The organism is Rhodococcus sp. BH4 (assembly GCF_002079265.1).
Lineage (GTDB): Bacteria > Actinomycetota > Actinomycetes > Mycobacteriales > Mycobacteriaceae > Rhodococcus_F > Rhodococcus_F qingshengii.
Map to the genome: position 1 here is coordinate 87,993 of NZ_CP014942.1, position 18,718 is coordinate 106,710.

General features: G+C 62.0%; 17 protein-coding genes and 1 pseudogene. 16 read left to right on the top strand and 2 right to left on the bottom strand.

The window, feature by feature from the left end; genetic code table 11:
- The 9 genes from A0W34_RS29745 to A0W34_RS29785 are packed head-to-tail and all read left to right on the top strand — an operon-like array spanning position 1 to position 9,076.
- Positions 1–1,164, top strand: a complete 1,164-nt coding sequence (locus A0W34_RS29745; protein ID WP_058228372.1) for an MCE family protein — start codon at positions 1–3, stop codon at positions 1,162–1,164.
- The gene (locus A0W34_RS29750; RefSeq protein ID WP_042920102.1) at positions 1,161–2,165 is read left to right on the top strand and encodes an MCE family protein; all 1,005 of its coding nucleotides are present in this window, start codon (positions 1,161–1,163) and stop codon (positions 2,163–2,165) included. Before A0W34_RS29745 ends, A0W34_RS29750 begins: the two co-directional genes overlap by 4 nt.
- Entirely contained in the window at positions 2,165–3,163 is a 999-nt protein-coding gene (locus tag A0W34_RS29755; RefSeq protein WP_042920103.1) for an MCE family protein, read from the top strand. Before A0W34_RS29750 ends, A0W34_RS29755 begins: the two co-directional genes overlap by 1 nt.
- Positions 3,160–4,266, top strand: a complete 1,107-nt coding sequence (locus A0W34_RS29760; RefSeq protein WP_042920106.1) for an MCE family protein — start codon at positions 3,160–3,162, stop codon at positions 4,264–4,266. The genes A0W34_RS29755 and A0W34_RS29760 overlap by 4 nt, the downstream gene beginning before the upstream one ends.
- On the top strand, positions 4,263–5,402 hold the full coding sequence (locus A0W34_RS29765) for an MCE family protein (protein ID WP_042920109.1): 1,140 nt from the start codon (positions 4,263–4,265) through the stop codon (positions 5,400–5,402). The genes A0W34_RS29760 and A0W34_RS29765 overlap by 4 nt, the downstream gene beginning before the upstream one ends.
- Positions 5,402–6,862, top strand: a complete 1,461-nt coding sequence (locus tag A0W34_RS29770; protein WP_042920112.1) for an MCE family protein — start codon at positions 5,402–5,404, stop codon at positions 6,860–6,862. Before A0W34_RS29765 ends, A0W34_RS29770 begins: the two co-directional genes overlap by 1 nt.
- Complete coding sequence (locus tag A0W34_RS29775) at positions 6,838–7,437, top strand: hypothetical protein (RefSeq protein ID WP_042920115.1); 600 nt, start codon at positions 6,838–6,840, stop codon at positions 7,435–7,437. The genes A0W34_RS29770 and A0W34_RS29775 overlap by 25 nt, the downstream gene beginning before the upstream one ends.
- Entirely contained in the window at positions 7,434–7,964 is a 531-nt protein-coding gene (locus tag A0W34_RS29780; RefSeq protein WP_042920118.1) for a hypothetical protein, read from the top strand. The genes A0W34_RS29775 and A0W34_RS29780 overlap by 4 nt, the downstream gene beginning before the upstream one ends.
- Before the next feature lie 59 nt (positions 7,965–8,023).
- Entirely contained in the window at positions 8,024–9,076 is a 1,053-nt protein-coding gene (locus A0W34_RS29785) for an ABC transporter ATP-binding protein (RefSeq protein ID WP_042920120.1), read from the top strand.
- Between the two features lie 415 nt (positions 9,077–9,491).
- On the opposite strand, the gene A0W34_RS32895 is transcribed toward A0W34_RS29785, so the two are convergent.
- A complete protein-coding gene (locus A0W34_RS32895; RefSeq protein ID WP_128637843.1) occupies positions 9,492–9,674 on the bottom strand; it encodes a hypothetical protein in 183 nt (60 codons plus the stop codon).
- 1,071 nt (positions 9,675–10,745) lie between these two features.
- Between A0W34_RS32895 and A0W34_RS29795 the strand changes: the two genes are divergently transcribed.
- The 4 genes from A0W34_RS29795 (at position 10,746) to A0W34_RS29810 (ending at position 14,182) form a co-directional block, all read left to right on the top strand.
- Positions 10,746–10,937, top strand: coding sequence for a hypothetical protein (locus tag A0W34_RS29795; RefSeq protein WP_042920127.1), 192 nt, complete (start codon positions 10,746–10,748; stop codon positions 10,935–10,937).
- Between the two features lie 117 nt (positions 10,938–11,054).
- Entirely contained in the window at positions 11,055–11,363 is a 309-nt protein-coding gene (locus A0W34_RS32900; protein ID WP_058228373.1) for a hypothetical protein, read from the top strand.
- A 174-nt stretch (positions 11,364–11,537) separates the two neighbouring features.
- Positions 11,538–13,442 (top strand): alkyl/aryl-sulfatase, encoded by a 1,905-nt coding sequence (locus A0W34_RS29805; protein WP_042920323.1) that lies wholly within the window; start codon positions 11,538–11,540, stop codon positions 13,440–13,442.
- A 152-nt stretch (positions 13,443–13,594) separates the two neighbouring features.
- Positions 13,595–14,182, top strand: a complete 588-nt coding sequence (locus A0W34_RS29810) for a DUF4203 domain-containing protein (protein ID WP_058228374.1) — start codon at positions 13,595–13,597, stop codon at positions 14,180–14,182.
- A 333-nt stretch (positions 14,183–14,515) separates the two neighbouring features.
- Here the strand turns inward: A0W34_RS29810 and A0W34_RS29815 are convergent.
- Positions 14,516–15,091 (bottom strand): annotated as a pseudogene (locus A0W34_RS29815) (steroid 3-ketoacyl-CoA thiolase); the annotation flags it as partial.
- 306 nt (positions 15,092–15,397) lie between these two features.
- Here A0W34_RS29815 and A0W34_RS29820 point away from each other — a divergent pair.
- The 3 genes from A0W34_RS29820 (at position 15,398) to A0W34_RS29830 (ending at position 18,710) form a co-directional block, all read left to right on the top strand.
- Positions 15,398–15,763 carry an ArsR/SmtB family transcription factor gene (locus tag A0W34_RS29820; protein WP_019747233.1) on the top strand — a complete coding sequence of 122 codons (366 nt, stop codon included), beginning with the start codon at positions 15,398–15,400 and terminating at the stop codon, positions 15,761–15,763.
- A gap of 122 nt (positions 15,764–15,885) precedes the next feature.
- Positions 15,886–16,743, top strand: coding sequence for a hypothetical protein (locus A0W34_RS29825; protein WP_042920135.1), 858 nt, complete (start codon positions 15,886–15,888; stop codon positions 16,741–16,743).
- 68 nt (positions 16,744–16,811) lie between these two features.
- Positions 16,812–18,710, top strand: coding sequence for a phosphoenolpyruvate carboxykinase (GTP) (locus A0W34_RS29830; protein ID WP_042920139.1), 1,899 nt, complete (start codon positions 16,812–16,814; stop codon positions 18,708–18,710).
- The last annotated feature ends 8 nt before the right edge of the window (positions 18,711–18,718 follow it).

The following is an 18,718-nucleotide window of genomic DNA, read 5'->3' on the forward strand; positions in this document are numbered from 1 at the left end:
ATGAGTGGACATCTGACAGAACACAGCCGCAAGGCCTACGTCACACTCGGCCTGGTCCTGATCGTGGTAGGAGCGCTCGCGACGGCGACCTCGATCGCCGTCTACCGGGGAAGCTTCACCTCGGCCATCCCCGTCAAGCTGTATGCGACCCGCGCCGGATTGTCGCTCGAACCCGGATCCGACGTAAAGATGCGCGAGGTCGTCGTCGGCCGCGTCATCGACGTGAAACTGGTCGACGGACACGCCGAGATATCGATGGACATCGACAAAAACCGTGCGTCCTCGATCGCAGCGAACGTCTCTGCGGCAGTAGATCCCACGACCCTGTTCGGCCGCAAGTTCGTAACCCTCATGCAACCCGAATCTCCCTCCCCCGAGTCGATCTCGGCGGGAACTGTGCTGTCGACCGGGCAGGTTGCGACGGAAATCAACGATCTGCTCGAATCATTGGTTACGGTGTTACGCACCGTTGAACCGGAGAAGGTCAACGGGACCTTGAATGCGTTGGCGACGTCGCTCCACGGCCGCGGCGACAAACTCGGCGACACCTTGGTCGACCTCGACACCTATCTGTCGAGTTTCAACGACAGCATCCCCACACTGCAACGTGACCTTGCGCAAGGCGCACAGACCACCGACATCCTCGCAGCCGCGACTCCTGACCTCATGGCAACTGTCGATCACGCCAGCACCACCGCGACGACGATCACCGAACGCCAAGACCAACTCAACGCGTTCATCCTCAGCTTTACCGGCTTCGGCAACAGCGGTCATTCCTTGCTCGACGCCGCCGGCGCACCGCTGAAAGAATCCCTGTCATCGTTGGCGCCGACCACGGACCTGCTCGCCGAGCGCGCGCCAGCCCTTCCCTGCTTCGTCGAAAGCCTGAAGCAGTCCAATACCTACCTCGAACGGACGCTCGGGGGAAGCGATATGCCGGGGTTGAACATCCTCGGCACCCTGTTGATGGGCGACCCGCCGTATACGAACCCGGCCAACCTACCAGTGGTGCAGGCGGACGGTCCCGTTGCCTGCTACGACTGGACACAGCCGCAGGGGCACACCAACTTTGATGACGGCAGTAACGCATATCGTCCCGCACGGACCCCGACGGATCTGATCGGGAACCCCTTCGCGCAGTTCTTCCTGGGAGGTCTGCGATGACCAAAAGCACACCGGTATTCAAGTTGCTGATCTTCGTGTTGGTGACCATGCTGACCGGGTTCGGTGTCGCCACACTGGTCGGCAATCTTCGGTTCGGCAGCACACACACTTACAGTGCAGTCTTCTCCAGCGCTTCCGGAATCGGGAGCGGTGCAGACGTCCGGGTGGCGGGAGTGCCAATGGGCAAGGTCACCGATGTCGCTCTCAACTCGGACAGCACGGCCGTGGTCACCTTCTCTCTGTCCACCGAGCGGCCGCTGACCTCTGCCACCGAAGCGAAGATCAAGTACAAGAACCTGATCGGGGACCGATATGTCGACCTGTCCCAGGGTGCATTCGATCCGCGTCCGCTCGACGGCCCCATCCCACTCGCGCAGACGACCTCCGCTCTGGATCTTGACCAGGTCGTCAACGGTTTCCGTCCCCTTCTCCAGGGCCTGGACCCGGACCAGACCAACCAATTGTCCACCTCTCTGGTCCAGGTCCTCAACGGTCAGGAATCGAGTATCAGCACGCTGATCACCCAAGTCGACACCCTCACTAACACCCTCGCTGACCGCGATCAGGCCATCGGTCAGGTGATCACCAACTTCAACACCGTTCTCGGCACCGTAAATAGCCGGCACGACCAGTTCGGGGCGCTCGTCGATCAGCTGCAGCACCTAGTCGCAGGTCTCAACGACGACCGGGGACTGATCAGCCGCTCCTTGGGACAGATCGACGACGCATCCAAGACATTGGCCGAGGTTCTTACCGAGAACCGTCCCGCCATCGCGCAGGACGTATCGGCCCTCGGCGACCTGGCCGGTCGACTCAATGCCAAGACCGACACCCTAAACATGATCTTGGCCAAGCTGCCCGAGAACTACCGCCTGACTGGTCGGGCCGGTGGATACGGAAGCTATATGAACCTGTTCGTGTGCGGGCTGGCGGTCAAGTACGCGCAGGGACCAGGCGGAGTCACGCCGATGTTCACCGCGCCCGCCGAAAGGTGTAAATAATGATGACTAAGTCATTCCTCGAACGGAACCCGATCCGTATCGGCGTCGTAGGCACCCTCATCCTCGTCGGTGCAATCGCCCTCGCCCTCAACTTCGACACGATGCCCGGTATCGCTGCGAAGACGTATCACGCCGAGTTCGGCGACGCGAGCGGTCTGGCGGTGGGTGACACCACCCAGATCGCCGGTGTCAAGGTCGGCGAGGTGCGGAAGATCTCGCTGGACGGAGACAAGGTCGACGTCGAATTCGATGCCGACAGCGGCGATATACGCCTCGGTGACGACACCCATGCCACTATCAAGGTCGAGACTGTGCTCGGACGCCGGTATCTCGAACTCGCGCCGGGAGGCGGCGGGGAGCTCGGTCGAGGCGGCACGATTCCGCTCGCCAACACCACGTCCGGATATGACCTGACACGATCGCTCGAAGAAGTGACCGACAAGGTTTCCAAGACGGACACCGTCGATCTGTCCGGCGCTCTCGATCAGCTCTCGCAGGTCGAACAGGCTCTCCCCCCCGACCTGCAGTCGTCACTGACTGGACTGTCCCGGTTGTCCGAGACGGTGGCCAGTCGCGATGCCGAACTGCGTCACCTGCTGACCAACACCGCAGGCGTCAGCAACGTCCTCTCCGACCGCAGTCAGCGTGTCGCCCAACTGCTCGGCCAGGGTCAGTCCCTGTTCTCCACGCTCAATCAGCGGGCCGACTCTATCCACAACATCCTCGTGCAGGCCCGGCAGATCGCCGACGAACTCACCGCGTTGAAGCGGGACAACGAAGGCACCCTCACACCCACCCTCTCGCAGGTGGACATCCTGGTGACCACCTTGAACAACAACTACGACAACATCAACGCCTCCCTAACCGGTCTCGAACGCTATTCCAAGCAAATCGGTGACGTCGTGGGCAGCGGGCCATTTTTCGGGGCGCTTCTGCAGAACATTCTGCCCGCGAATCTTGCAGGTCAGCTTCCCGGCAGTCTCGGAGGTCCTCGATGAAGGGGACACGCAAGCCCACTCGTATGCCGGCGAAAGTTCTGCTGCTCATCGTGGTCGTGGTCGCCGTCGTGGCCGGAACTGGGACCTGGGTCGCTACCAACGCCACCCACCAGGTCTCCGCTTACTTTCGGAGCACGACAGGACTATATGTCGGCGACCGCGTCATGATCCTCGGCGTCCCTGTCGGCCGGGTCAACGAGATCATTCCGGAAGGTGATCGCGTCCGGGTCGAGTTCGAATACGACGGCGACTACGACGTCCCGGTTGACGCACAGGCAGTGATCGTGGCACCGGTCCTGGTCACCGGCCGATACATCCAGCTCGCGCCGGCCTACACCGAGGGCGAGAAGATGCAGGACGGACAGATGATCCCCGTCGAACGCACCGCGATACCAATGGAGTTCGACGAGGTCAAGGAGCAAGTCGTCAAACTCGCGCAGGACGTCGGCCGCACGCCTGAGAACCCAGACGGATCACTAAACGACTTCGTGGCGAACACCGCAGACACCCTGCGCGGCAACGGCCAGACCCTGCACGATTCCCTCGTCCAGCTCGCCGACGCGACCACCACGCTCAGCAAGGGCGGGGAGGACCTGTTCGCCTCCGTCCGGAATCTGCAGTCGTTCACCAGCGCACTGGCCGCCAACGAGCAGCAAATCACGGCCTTCAGTAGGGAACTCGCCACCACGTCGTCGGTACTCAACGACAACCGCACCGAACTCGATGCCCTGCTCAACAGCATGCTCACAACCTTCAACGAGGTCACCCAGTTCCTCCAAAACAATCGCGGAGCACTGACCACCGACGTGGGTAAGCTCACCGACATCACCCGCCAGCTAGTCGACCGCGAGGACGCGCTCGCCTCGATACTGCACTCCGCTCCAACCTCGCTGACGAATTTCTACAACATCTACGACCCCGACTCGAACTCGCTGACAGCCGCGATAGCCGTTTCCGATACCCCCGACCCACGGTCATTGATCTGTGCCCTTCTCACCACAGTCGACGCTCCGGCCGACGAATGCATCAAGGCCACAGGAACACTCGCCAACGGCCTGGTCCAAGGCGCTGGCGCACCAGCTCCGAGTGGAGGAACCCGATGATTTCGATCAAACAGCTCGCCACCTGCTCGGCCTTGGCACTCGGGATCGCGGTGACAGCCACCGGATGTCGATTCGACGGCATCAATTCCATCCCGCTACCAGGAAACGCCGTCGGCGGCGAGACCTACGAAGTCACAGTCGAGCTCGCTGACATCCAGAATCTGGTTGGCAACTCGCCGGTCAAGGCGGACAACGTCATCGTCGGGAATATCGCTCGCATCGGTGGAGAGGATTGGATCGCTCACCTGACACTCGAGCTGCGCGACGACGCCGCGATCCCAGCGAACGTCACTGCGAAGCTGACACAGAACAGTGTGCTCGGCTCGCAGTATCTGGAACTGACGGTTCCAGCCGCAGAAGAGCCAACGGGAACCCTGCAGGACGGAGCCATCATCCCCCTGTCCCGTACCAGTCAGTACGCCTCCACTGAAGAAGTTCTGTCCGCCCTGTCCCTGGTTCTCAACGGCAGTGGGCTACAGCAGGTCCGCACGGTGACCTCCGAACTCGTTCGTGTCCTGGACGGTCGGGAGCAGAATCTGCATGAGCTCTTCGGGAACTTGGAGACCTTTATGGGCGGACTCGATCAGCAGCGAGCCGACATCGTGCGCGCTATCGACGGGCTCGACCGGCTCGGCGGCGAGTTGGCAGCGCAGAACGGAACACTCGACCGAGGCATCGAGACCATCACCCCGGCCATACAAGTGCTCAACGACCAGCAAAAGCAACTGACGACGATGCTGACCAGCGTCGGTGAGTTCGGCCAAGTCGCCACTGAGGTGCTCGACAGCAGCCGGGCGAATCTGCACGCCAATCTCACCGCGTTGCAGCCCACATTGAGTCAACTCGCCTCCGTCGGGGATTCGATCCCCGAGGCGCTCAAGATCGCCGCGACCATGCCGTTCCCGATCGAAACCACCGAGCGCGCGGCGCGTGGTGACTACGTGAACCTGTTCCTCACCCTCGATGTGAGCGCCGAGACAGTGGGCGGAAAGGTGCTCGGCAGCATTCCGTTTTCCGAGCTGGCCGGCCTCAACCCGGCCAGACAAGCCGCCAACCCGCTGCTGGCACCCACCGAGTCGCACCCGGCCGCACTTCCTGCCGTCGGGACACCCCAACAGCAGGGAGGTCAGCGTTGATGCGCACGAAACTTGTCCGCACCCAACTCGTCATTTTCACCGTTGTCGCAATCGTCGCCGTCGGTAACTCCGTCTACAGCTACATGGGGTTGAAGCGATTTTCAGGTATCGGAATGTACTCGGTGGATGTCGAACTCGAACGAGCTGGCGGACTCTACCCGAACGCGCTCGTCACCTACCGCGGCGTCGACGTCGGCGTCGTCGAATCCCTCGACGTGAACCCCGACCACGTGACCGTGCATATGCAGCTGGACTCAGACCACAAGATTCCCCAGGCGACCGATGCATACGTACGCAGCGTGTCAGCGATCGGTGAGCAGTACGTCGATCTGATGCCGACTACCTCCGAGGGACCATTCCTGGGCGACGGCGACGTCATCGATCGATCCCGCACCACCCTGCCCGTGCCAGCCGCGAAAGTGGTCGACGAGGTGAACACCCTCCTGGAAGGACTGCCCAAGGAGGACCTGAAGACCACCGTCGACGAGGCGTACATTGCTTTCGATGGTGCCGGCACCGCCCTGTCCCAGCTGATCGACTCCACCCGCCCACTCATCGCGCTCGCGCAAGCGAACCTGACACCGACCACCACCTTGATCGACGACGCCGAGCCTGTCCTCGCTGCAGCCAACGAGGCCGGCTCGGACATCACCAGCTTCGCCACCGATCTGGCCTCGTTCACCGAGCAGCTGACCATGAATGACACACAGATTCGCGGAGCATTGGACAGCGGCCCCGCATTCTTCGACGCATTCGGCGGAACTATGACCGATCTCCAACCGTCGCTGCCGCTGCTGTTGGCGAACCTGCAGAGCACAGGTGAAGTGTTGCGGGTCAACTTACCCGGTCTGCGCCAGATTTTGGTGGTCTATCCGGCGTTGTCGGCCGCGATCAACTACTCACATCTGGGCGTGCAGGGCGCAGACCGCACCTACGGCCAGGGACCTCTCGATATCAAGCTGGGCAACACCGCTAATCCCCTGCCCTGCACCGAAGGATACGGACAGACCCAGCGCCGGGACCCCGGCGATCTGTCCCCTGCCGAACCGGCCATCGACCCGTACTGCAAGTTGCCCCCGAACGAGCCCCGTGTGGTCCGTGGTGCTCGCAACCTCCCCTGCGCCACCGACCCTGCTGTGCGCACGGCCGAGGTCGGGGAATGCCCAGGCGGCCTGCCGTCGAACTGGCCGCAGATGCTGGCTCGGCCAGGGCAGCCCTACACCCCGGCGCCGGGGGAACCGCCCACGACGCCCGAACAGTCCGACAGCTCTCAGCCGACGCCCGTCACGGCAACCCCAGCCTCCTGGGACATCAGCAAAACGCCGGCGATCACCACTTCACCCTACGACCCGATCACCGGCACGTTCCGAGCCCCAGACGGCACCCTGTACTCCATCGACGCCACAACCCCCACCCGGTCCAAGGAGGAACTGACATGGCAAAGTCTGCTACTGCGTTAGCCACCGAGACGATCGACGACGAAAACGTCCTCGACCAACCCGAAACACACACTCACACCACCGATTCCGGCGACTCCGCAAGCCGACAGACCGGCCGTATTACCCTCGCTGCAATCGTGTTCGCCGGTGCTCTCGTGCTGGCGGGCACTGTTTTGGGGATAAACTCGTGGAACGACTGGCGGACTACGGAAACAGCCGCATCCCGCGACATCACCATCCTCGATACCGCCACACAGATGGCCACCAATCTGGTAACCCTCCGCCACCAGAGCCTCAAGGAGGATATCCAGAGGGTCTCCGACGGCACTACCGGAACATTCCACGACCAGTTCACCACCTCCTCAGGTGGTTTCGGTGATGTGCTGAACGAGGGACAGGTCGAGTCCACCGGGGAAGTGAAGTCCGTCGGAATCATCGACGCGACAGACGATCACGCCACCGTCCTCGCGGCAGTCACATCGACGGTCAAGAACACCGAGGCACCCGACGGTGAGCTGCGGGTCTACCGCATGAAAATGACACTCGACCAGGTCGACGGTCGCTGGCTGGTATCCAACGTGGAGTTCGTCGCATGATTACCTACATCTCTCGCATCACCTCGTTCCTCAACACGTGGAGCAGCCGCAAACGCACCCTGGTGGTCGCCGGCCTCGGCGTCCTGACGGTCGCGGTGACAATCGCCAGTGCGACGCTGACAATCCTCGCCTACGAAGGCCGCAGCCAGGAAGACACCCGGCAGCAAGCCCTCACGCAGGCCACGCAAATGGTCCCCGACATCCTGTCCTACGACTTCAACACCGTCGACGACCACTTCACCAGCGCACTCGCGCATCTCGGGGGCGACTTCCGCACTCAGTTCGAGAGCGTAAGCAAAGACATCATCATCCCGTCCGCGAAGAAGCGACAGGTAGTCACCTCGGCCACTGTCGTGGAATCTTCTGTAGTCTCGTCCGACACCGATGCCGCCACCGTGCTGATGTTCGTCAACCAGTCGACCACCAGCACTGACAGTCCCGCCCCCAAGCTGGACGGCAGCCGTATCCAGGTTTCGCTGCACCTCGACGACAACGGTTGGCAGATCACCGAAATGACCCCGATCTGAGCCCCGGCATCAACTACCCGAATTCCCCCGTTCACGAATCGATGTAAGGAAGTCACGCGATGGGTGTCGAAGTTTCAGTCAGCGACCTGACCAAGTCTTTCGGCTCGCAAAGGATTTGGCAGGATGTGTCGTTGACGCTCCCTGCCGGAGAGGTCAGTGCTCTTCTGGGACCGTCGGGCACCGGTAAGTCGGTATTTTTGAAGTCCCTGATCGGACTACTCCGCCCGGAACAGGGCTCCATCCTGATCGACGGCACGGACATCCTCCAGTGCTCGTCCAAGGAACTCTATGAGATTCGCAAGTTGTTCGGTGTGCTCTTCCAGGACGGCGCACTTTTCGGTTCCATGAACTTGTACGACAACATCGCTTTCCCATTGCGCGAACACACCAAGAAGTCCGAGTCGGACATCCGCAAGATCGTGATGGAGAAGCTCGATCTGACGGGTCTCGTCGGCGCCGAGGAAAAGCTCCCCGGCGAGATCTCCGGTGGTATGCGTAAACGTGCAGGTTTGGCGCGGGCGCTCGTTCTCGATCCCGAAATCATCCTCGTCGACGAGCCGGACTCCGGCCTCGACCCGGTTCGCACCACCTACATCAGCCAGACGCTCATCGACATCAACGCGCAGAGCGACGCCACGATTCTAATCGTGTCGCACAACATCAACCTCGCACGAACCGTGCCGGACAACATCGGCATGCTTTTCCGTCGCCAACTTGTCATGTTCGGCCCGCGTGAGGTACTCCTCACGTCGGACGAGCCCGTCGTCAAACAGTTCCTCAACGGCACCATGATCGGTCCGATCGGTATGTCGGAGGAGAAGGACGAGGCTCAGATGGCGCACGAGCAGGCGCTCGTCGACGCCGGTCACCACGCCGGTGGTGTCGACGATGTCGAGGGCATCGTTCCGCAGATGAAGGCAACGCCCGGTAACCCGGAGCGTCAGGCCGTCGGTCGCCGTCAGGAACGTGTCCGCCAGATCATGCACACCCTGCCTGAGAGTGCACAGATCGCCATCCAAGAAAGTTTCGAGGAACACCAGATCTACAGCGACTTCGATTCCGCTACAGAAGAACTCGGAGCCATCGACGTTCATGATTGGAGCATTCCCTAACCTATGCCTGTCTCCGTTGCGCATGTGCACACGGCCGGTGAAGCCGATAGCCGCGATTTCGGTCATGTCGGCGAGTTTCGAGGCGGCTACTGGTTTGCTGCACGTGCGCACCCCGGCTGCGATCCTCATGCAAAATCAAGTGATCTGCATCTACTGCCGGACAATGCGGTGCATCACGGCCGGAAACGTGGTGCGTGTGGGTGCGTCGAGAGAATTCCAATGGCGGTGTGGGCGAAACCGCGGAACTCGCGGGTGGTTCCGCTGAATTTCCTGGTGATGCGGGCATTGGATCTGTACTTGCTCGAACGGACAGAAACTGGGTGATGCTCGTCGTAGCGGCGAGTGCGACTTCGTGAGCGATGCGCTGCGCTCGGACTTTGACGAAAACTGAGGAATGCGCCTCACACCATCGAGATCACACGCCGGAAACTATCGCTGCGCTCCTGGCCGCTTGTGCGGCAGGCACCGCTGCGGTCGTTGCCGTCGACCCGCCAGCGAGTGCGTCGCCGATCTCTACCCGGCCGCGTTGTCCGACAGCTTCTACACCTCGCCCGCCGATCTGACCGACCACCGACCTGGTGACGTTCTCGCTGCGCAACCAGCACCTGACCTCCTCGCAGTCCTTCTCACCCCATCGAAACAGTGAGCGCCCTACTCCTCTTCAAGCTGCGTGCGATGATCACCTCCCCCCTGATGACGACAGGTTACCGAACCGACACCCGCTTCCTCGAAGCATCAAATTGGATTTACACCACCCGCCAAGCGCATAAAATGCGGGACAGCCTGCAGTACAATACGATTCGATTCAGATGCACATCACCGAAAGGCCCATAACCGTCGATGGACAAGGGATACTTCCGCACACAATGCCGCCACTGTGGCAACCTCGTCTACGAAGGACCCTGGATCCCACCCCAGCGGCGCCACCACATCCATCACGACCACCGAACAACCTGCACCAGCAGTGCTGAGCAACGTCACCCGCTACGACCACTGCTCAGCCTCGTCGGAGCCACCTCGGCCGAGCCCCACTGACCGCGCGCGCCCCGGCTTCACGTCACACCCTCGCGCAGCACGCGGCGAGGCAACTCAGCTAGCCGCTCACTGTCCGCCTGCTCCGGCTACGCCCAAGGGTGCAAGCTGACAGTTCCGTTTCACCGCAACCCTCGACGGGTAGCCAACTTCACGGCGGAGAGCTGCACACGCAACGAGTCGCCGACCAGGGCCTTCCCCAGGTGAGCACCAACCGGAAAACGGCCTGCGGCATCCCCACACGCGAGCAAGGGATACACCCGATTCGTCGGCTGCCACCACCAGCAGCCGGCGAATCGCCCACACCACACGACACTCGCTGCGCTCGACGACTTCCGTCTCACTAGTGTTTACGACCGCCGAGCCCGGAGTTCGTGACTTCTATCGGGATGGCGGGCCTATCGCCGCCCTCCGCCCATATTGCTTTACGTGACTGACTGTTTCGGCATTCCACGCCCGTCTGCGCCATGTCCGCGCTGACATACTCGCCTCCTGGAACCGATGCAGGAGACCAGACGAGACCGTCACCTTTCTTCAACGTCGACCTCGCAATGTAAAACTCAGGGGTAGTAACACCTGACCATCGTGCTCGCCGACGCGGGAGACGAATGGCGCACTGACGCGAGCGGGCTATCTGGTGACGTACTCGAATGTCCTGCCGGACGCCGGCGCAGAGAATACCGTGATCGTCGGTCCCGGCGATGCGGTGACCGGGCTCGGATGGTCCGCACCCGAAGGCCCGGACGAGGCCATAGCCCTCGGAAGATTCGAGGGCTCGCCGGTTGTGACGATCACCCAACCAAACGGTGATCTCATCTCCGGTTTCTGACCAGACCGGTGGTGTCCACGTCCGATTCCGATCGCAGCGACCCACAGGCGCTACGCACGGTACCTGCCGTCGGCAACGAAGTTCCCGTGGACTCGCTCGGCGCCGACACCACGGCCCGTGCAGATCACCGACAGCATCGCTGGCGGATCGGATACTCCCTCGCTGATCTGCCAAGGTCACTGTATTCCGCAATCGATTCGGGTCGTCATGCAGATTCCCTCGCCCCCGGACGATCTCACCTGGATCCTCGATGTTCAGCTCAACGGCCAACTCATCGAGTGTCGCCGACTCGACCGCACGATGGCGGCGACACCATCGCCGCCGTCGACGAGGCCGCCGGAACCTACCCCGGACGGATTGCTTGATCTGGCAACCGAGCTCGGTGAAATACGTGCCTGGCTACCTGTGCTTTCGACTACTGCGTAGCTACTTCACCTTGAGGTCGACCCTGAGCTTGATCTATCCGCCGATACACCCGCGCCGTGCCGGCGCACGGGCGCGTCACGCTGTTGCACGACTTCACCGTTCGAGACTTCGTCGGCCGTCAATCACCCCTAACAGGTGAAGTGAAACATGCCCACCGCGCTCCACACTGTCGGTATGGCTACGACATCGAATGCGGCATCCGAGTCAATCATCCGCCAGCAGAAGGCACTCCTCGAGAGTCTGCCGTTCTCCGATACGCAGGATTTCGACGACGCACACCGCGGCCTTGTCGGCCGCCGCCAACCGAACGCGGTCACCGCCGAGGACGGAACCGTCCTCTGGGACAACGACACCTATTCGTTCCTGCAAGGCGACGCACCCGACACCGTCAATCCGAGTCTGTGGCGGCAATCCCAACTCGTTGCCATCGCCGGATTGTTCGAAGTAGTCCCGGGCATCTATCAGGTCCGCGGAATGGACTTGTCGAATACCTCCTTCATCGAAGGTGACGAGGGGGTCATCGTCATCGACACCTTGCTCTGCGCCGAAACAGGTAAAGCTGCCCTCGAACTCTATCGAGAACATCGCGGCGACCGGCCGATCAAAGCGATCATCTACACCCACTCGCACGTCGACCATTTCGGGGGTGTCAAAGGTTTCGTCTCGCAAGAGGAAGTTGACTCCGGGGCGGTGAAAATCATTGCACCGGAAGGATTCGTCGAACACGCCGTCTCCGAGAACGTCTACGCGGGAACCGCGATGGGGCGACGCGCCGGCTACATGTACGGCGCTGCACTGGCCCGCGGCCCACAGGGACAGGTTGGCGGCGGATTGGGACAGACCGTGTCCATCGGAACCGTCACGCTCATCGCTCCCACCGACATCGTCACCACCACCGGACACGAGGACACCATCGACGGCGTGCGCCTCGTCTACCAAATGGCGCCGGATACCGAAGCGCCCTCGGAGATGTTGATCTACCTCCCCGATTTCAAGGCGCTGTGCGCCGCCGAAGACGCGACCCACACCTTCCACAATCTGCTGACCTTGAGAGGCGCCGTCGTGCGTGATCCCCACGGCTGGTCGCAGTACCTCACTGAAACCATCGACATGTTCGGTGACGACGTCGAAGTCGTCTTCGCCTCGCACCACTGGCCGACCTGGGGCAAGGAACGTGTCGTCGACTTCCTGTCTACCCAGCGCGATCTGTACGCCTATGTGCACGATCAGACGCTGCGCATGATCAACCAGGGCCTCACCGGACCTGAAATCGCCGAGCGGATCCAGTTGCCACCCTCGCTCGAGAATGCCTGGAGCGCAAAAGGTTACTACGGTTCGATCAGCCATAACGTCAAAGCGATCTATCAGCGCTACATCGGCTGGTTCGACGGTAATCCGGCCAGTCTGTGGGAACACACACCGGTCGAACAATCCATTCGATACGTCGAATTCATGGGTGGTGTCGACGCGGTCGTCACGAAAGCCCGCGACTCGTTCGACGCCGGCGATTACCGTTGGGTCGCACAGGTACTCAATCACGTTGTGTTCGCGGAACCTGACCACGCCGGAGCAAAAGCGCTGCTGGCCGACGCCTACGAGCAACTCGGCTACGGTGCCGAAAACGGTACCTGGCGCAACTGGTATCTCTCCGGTACCACAGAACTGCGTGACGGCCAGTTCGGCACCCCGACCGAAACCGCCGCGCCCGACGTCGTCGGCCAACTGACCCCGGCGATGCTCTTCGACGCCATCGCCATTCAAGTCAACGGCCCCGAGGCGTGGGACGAGCGACTATCCATCGACATCGTGCTCACCGACGTGGACGAACGCTACCGACTACGACTTGCCAACGGCGTGCTCACCTACACCGCTCACAATCAGAAGGGCTCCGCCGACGCCACACTGACCACGACCAAACGAGCCCTACCTGCCTTGGCACTCGGAGGACTCTCTGCCGATGGACTCGCGGACGCGGGCATCGAAATCAGCGGCGACGCCTCTGTTCTCGGCCGCCTGGCAGCGGTGCTCGAACCAGGTGACAAGAACTTCGCGATCGTCACCCCGGAACGGCCGAGCTAACCCGCACTCCTCACCCGGGATTCTGCGTAACGGCGAAGACTCCCGGGCGAGGGGTTCGTGAATGACCAATCGACACCGGTCACCTCGCTGAACTTGGTCTGACCCGGTCCTGTCGCCACCATCCGCAGACCTGCACCGATCAAGGAGTGAACATGAACGGAATCGCGGTCCTACTGGTCGGGCTCCTGCTCTGCTTCTACGGCATCCGCTCCCTGCACCTGGGTGTGTTGGCCATCGGTTTCGGGCTCGGCTGGATGATGGCGGACCTCTTCCACGCCTCACTGACTGCGCTGCTGCTGTTCGGACTCATCGGCGCTGTCAGCGCCTGGATCGTGACCACTCTCGTCTTCAAGTTCTCCGCCTACTTCATCGGCGGGCTCGCCGGCGCGATGGCCGGCGCCCGCACCGCCGACGTGCTTCAACCCGGAGACAACGACTGGGCTTTGAGTGCGATCGTCATACTCGCCGTCGCGGTCGCCGCAGCCTTCCTGGCAGACAAATACCGCGCCCGAGCACTACTGTGGCTCACCTCCATCGGAGGTGCAAGCATGATCCTCAACGGGCTGGGACGGACCACGGACGCGCTCGAATTCCTCCGAAGCCCACAGCCAGGCTGGCAACAGATCTTCGCCACGGCCGCGTGGATCGCGCTCAGCGTCGCCGGATGGATCGTCCAGCGACACCTCTTCGCAGAGAAGCTCGGAGTAAAGAACACTCTAGTTGGTAGCACCAGTCCCTAGGCCGAAAGGTCCTGAATCCCTCCAGGACCTTGTGCGGTCGACTCCCCTGCATGCACCCTTAGCGTCATTACCCACACATGCAGTGATCCCCCACACATGCAGTGGCCAAATACTTTTCGAAACTCAACCCAGCGAACCCCCCAAGTGCAAATCGATTCGTCATCGCTGGGTTCGGATATTTCCGAGCATCTCGGCACTGCTCGATAGGGCGCAGACATCACCTGTATCGGTCGACCGATCAGCTCACCTTCGACTCCCATGAGAACGCCAAGACCGGCTACGCAAATCACTCGCAGAAGCCCGTTTAGCGAAAGGCCTAAAAAACTCGAATCCAACAGGCAGCACTTCGGTGTCGAAACGGTGCTCCGCCCACGCGCGGTGCGCTTTCACCTGCGAGTGCACACCGAAGGCTTCGATGTCGGCCCGGGTCAGATTGCGACGACGGGCGATGCGTTCGGCGGCCTCGAATTGATCGGGCATGTCGATGTTCCAGGAGGCAGGACGACGAGGTCCGGCATGCACACCGACATTGGCGCCGAGGGGCACCCGGCTCATCGCTTCGACGCCACAGCCGATCCCGACGTCGAGCGCATCGGTGGCGATCAGACCGGCGATCAGATGGGTCGACTGTTGGGCGGAACCGCATTGGCAGTCGATGGTGGTACACCCGGTCTGCCAGGGAAGACCGGCATGCAGCCATGCGGTCCGCGTCACGTTGTTGGACTGTTCGCCAGCCTGCGTGACGCACCCCCCGATGACTTGTTCGACGAGCATCGGATCGAGTCCCGCACGATCGAGTAGCCCTCGTTGAGCGGCTCCCAGCAGTTCGGCGGCGTGCAGACCCGAGAGCCATCCTCCGCGCTTTCCGATGGGAGTGCGTACCGCTTCCACGATCACAGGATTTCCCATGTGTTGTCGTACCTCCTCGAGTAGCAAAAATTATTAGAACGTGTTTGTCCTTTTCAGGGCGACGAATAAAGCTATACCACAACATGTTTCAAATCACTGACGCCCCTTTTCTGAAACATGTTGTGCTTTGAGTCTTCGCCATGGCCGACACTTCCCGCTCTGCGCCGACGAATACCCACGCAAATTGCTAAGATTCGCAAGTACCACAACCGGTGGGAGCTTCTGCGCTCGATTCGCAGGGGCAGGACAGCGGCGCGCCACACCTACGCGCATGCCGCCGATCCGACTCGAGTGACAGGAGGCGTCGTGGTTGTGAACTCGCGCCAGCCGCTTTATCAGATGAAGGCCGATTTCTTCAAGACGCTGGGACACCCCGCACGTATTCGCGTCCTCGAGCTCTTGAGCGAGCGTGAGCATGCCGTCTCGGAGATGCTTCCCGAGGTAGGGATCGAGCCGGCCAATCTGTCGCAGCAACTGTCCATTCTGCGTCGAGCAGGTCTGGTGACTGCGCGGCGGGAAGGGTTGTCCGTCTCATACGCTCTGACGTCGCCGCGTGTCGCCGATTTGTTGACCACGGCGCGCGCCATCTTGACCGGGATGGTCGCCGGCCAGGCCGAAATGCTGGTCGAGGAGATTCCGGAGCCGCCCGCTCTGGCCGGTAAGGCACGGTAGGGCGCACATCATGCAGGACTAGTTCCTGCACTTATCCACCAGTTGCGAAATTGCTAAAGTACGTACATTGTAGAACTGGTAACCGGACGACCGGTTGATCGATTCGAAAGAGGTGGCGTGCGGTGACGACCAACGACGTCCATCCGAACAGTGCAGTCTTGAGCCGCGGCGATGTCGCGGTGGTGGGAGTTGCGGCGGCCCGATCGCATCGCGCCGCGGTCAGGACGCGGTCACCGTGGGAGGCGATGGAGGACTACGCCGCCATGATCTGCGACCGGACTGCACTGCACGCAGTTCGGTTGCCCTTGGCGACGGCGGACGTCAACACCGTGATCGCCCGTGTACTGAGCCTGCGACCGCGGATCTCCGCTGCCTTCGTCGGCGGACTGGACGCGAATGCTGCCACAGCCGTGCAGCACGGGGTCGCCGAGCGTGGCGGCCCGCTGGTCGTCACCGAGATCGACGTCGTGACAGCAACATTGACCGCGATGACGATTTCGGCGCTGCGGAACCTCGTCGTGGGGCCGCGGGTAGGGCAAGTGATGATCACCGGGGCCCATCGAGCTCCGATGCTCGGGCCGACGTTGTTGATGTCCGGTGTCGCCGGTATCAGCAGCTGGCGTGCGAGTGATGCGCACCAGTTTCCGCTGCGCCGACTGATGGAACACAACGATGTTCTCGTCGATCTCGATGGCTGCGTGGGCGATTCGGTGCCCGCGCGGCAAGTGGTGAGCATGCCTGGTGACACTTTCGATCACGGCGCGGTCGTTCTTCCCGGATTGCTCGGTGTCCTCTGCGGCCATGGCGTCACGGTTCTGACCGCCGAGATGATCGCTGCCTGCGCGCGCTCACTGGCGTTGATCACCCCTGTGGGGTGCACTCTCCCGTCCGCGGACGAGCGGATGCTGCTCTCCTCCATCGCCAGGCAGGTCACCAAATCTCTCGGCCACGCCCCTCCATACAGCACCCACCTGCACTGATCGTATTTCCCGTCTATCCCGCTCGGACAGGTGCGTACCGCGCACCGAACACATGTCAGGAGAACACAGTGACAACCCATATCGACTCCGACCCGATTCGTCTCGGCGCGCTTCGTGCCGACATCGCGGCCTGGGTGGCCGAGGTCGAGGACCTGACCTCACCGCGAGAGGTGGTCTGGTGTGACGGGTCCGGCGCCGAATGGGATCGCCTGACCGATCTGCTCGTCGACAAAGGCACGTTCGTGCGCCTGGACCGCAAGCCGAACTCGTTCCGGTGTGTCTCCGATCCCGAGGACGTCGCCCGGGTCGAGGACAGGACGTTCATCTGTTCCCAGTCACGCGAGGCTGCCGGTCCGACGAACAATTGGATGGACCCGCTCGACATGAAAACGGTCATGACCGAGCACTACCGCGGCGCGATGTCGGGGCGCACGATGTATGTCATCGCGTTCTGTATGGGGCCCCTCGATGCCCCGGAACCGAAATTCGGGATCCAGATCACGGACTCCGAATACGTCGCCGTGTCGATGCAGATCATGACCCGATCCGGGACACCGGCCTGGGAAGCGCTGGCCGCAGATGTCGAGTACGTCAAATGCCTGCACTCGGTCGGCGCACCCCTCTACGACGGGCAGGTCGACGTCCCGTGGCCGTGCGATCACACCAAGTACATTTCCCACTTCCCCGAAGAACGCATCATCTGGAGCTACGGTTCGGGCTACGGTGGCAACGCGCTGCTGGGGAAAAAGTGCTACTCCTTGCGGATCGCGTCGAAAATGGCCAAAGACGAGGGTTGGCTGGCAGAGCACATGCTCATCCTCAAGCTCACCTCCCCGGACGAGGTGGTGCACTACATCGCCGCGGCATTCCCGTCCTCGTGCGGTAAGACGAACATGGCGATGCTCGATCCCACGCTCGAGGGGTGGACCGCGGAAACGATCGGTGACGACATCGCCTGGATGCGGTTCGGTGACGACGGCCGACTCTACGCCGTCAATCCCGAAGCCGGTTTCTTCGGTGTCGCCCCCGGTACCAGCACCGCGACGAACCCACATGCCATGGCGACGATCGAGAAAGGGAACTCCATCTTCACCAACGTCGCCCTGACCGACGACGGCGACGTGTGGTGGGAAGGGATGACCAAACAGCCCCCGGCGCATCTCCTCGATTGGCAACAGCGCGAGTGGACTCCGAAATCGGGAACACCGGCCGCACACCCGAATTCACGTTATTGCACCCCGATCGCACAGTGCCCGACAGTGGCGCCGGAATGGAACGACCCGGCAGGGGTTCCGATCTCGGCGATCTTCTTCGGAGGCCGGCGCGCCACCACCATGCCGTTGATCACCGAATCCTTCGACTGGCAGCACGGCGTCTTCCTCGGTTCGACACTCTCCTCGGAGACCACGGCCGCCGCAGCCGGCGCCGTCGGGGTGGTACGCCGCGACCCGATGGCAATGTTGCCGTTCCTGGGCTACCACGTCGGGGACTATTTCCAGCACTGGCTCGATATCGGCGCGCGCACCGATTCCTCGAAGTTGCCGAAGATCTTCTACGTGAACTGGTTTCGCCGCGGCGACCACGACGAGTTCCTGTGGCCCGGCTTCGGAGAAAACTCGCGGATTCTCAAGTGGGCGCTCGAACGCGTCGACGGAACCGGTGACTCCGAGGCGACCCCGATCGGTCACGTTCCGACCCTCGATGCCTTGGATCTGACCGGACTCGACCTTCATCGCCCCACCATTGCCGCTGCGTTGAAGGTCGACCCGGCGGAGTGGGCGGCCGAACTTCCCCTCATCGATCAGTGGTACGCCACGATCGGCGGCAACAGACTCCCCGACGCGCTGCGTGAAGAGTTGCGTGCCTTGCGTCAACGACTGTCGACATTCGATTACGAACTCACCGACGAGGCCCCGTCCCGCGACACGCATTTCCGGCGTGTGCGCACCCGCGCCGACGACTGCTGACCCCCGAG

What these genes read in the sequence shown, in the direction of transcription:
- A0W34_RS29745 (WP_058228372.1), top strand. Translation starts at nt 1, where the DNA reads ATGAGTGGACATCTGACAGAACACAGCCGCAAGGCCTACGTCACACTC.
- A0W34_RS29750 (WP_042920102.1), top strand. Translation starts at nt 1,161, where the DNA reads ATGACCAAAAGCACACCGGTATTCAAGTTGCTGATCTTCGTGTTGGTG.
- A0W34_RS29755 (WP_042920103.1), top strand. Translation starts at nt 2,165, where the DNA reads ATGATGACTAAGTCATTCCTCGAACGGAACCCGATCCGTATCGGCGTC.
- A0W34_RS29760 (WP_042920106.1), top strand. Translation starts at nt 3,160, where the DNA reads ATGAAGGGGACACGCAAGCCCACTCGTATGCCGGCGAAAGTTCTGCTG.
- A0W34_RS29765 (WP_042920109.1), top strand. Translation starts at nt 4,263, where the DNA reads ATGATTTCGATCAAACAGCTCGCCACCTGCTCGGCCTTGGCACTCGGG.
- A0W34_RS29770 (WP_042920112.1), top strand. Translation starts at nt 5,402, where the DNA reads ATGCGCACGAAACTTGTCCGCACCCAACTCGTCATTTTCACCGTTGTC.
- A0W34_RS29775 (WP_042920115.1), top strand. Translation starts at nt 6,838, where the DNA reads ATGGCAAAGTCTGCTACTGCGTTAGCCACCGAGACGATCGACGACGAA.
- A0W34_RS29780 (WP_042920118.1), top strand. Translation starts at nt 7,434, where the DNA reads ATGATTACCTACATCTCTCGCATCACCTCGTTCCTCAACACGTGGAGC.
- A0W34_RS29785 (WP_042920120.1), top strand. Translation starts at nt 8,024, where the DNA reads ATGGGTGTCGAAGTTTCAGTCAGCGACCTGACCAAGTCTTTCGGCTCG.
- A0W34_RS29805 (WP_042920323.1), top strand. Translation starts at nt 11,538, where the DNA reads ATGGCTACGACATCGAATGCGGCATCCGAGTCAATCATCCGCCAGCAG.
- A0W34_RS29810 (WP_058228374.1), top strand. Translation starts at nt 13,595, where the DNA reads ATGAACGGAATCGCGGTCCTACTGGTCGGGCTCCTGCTCTGCTTCTAC.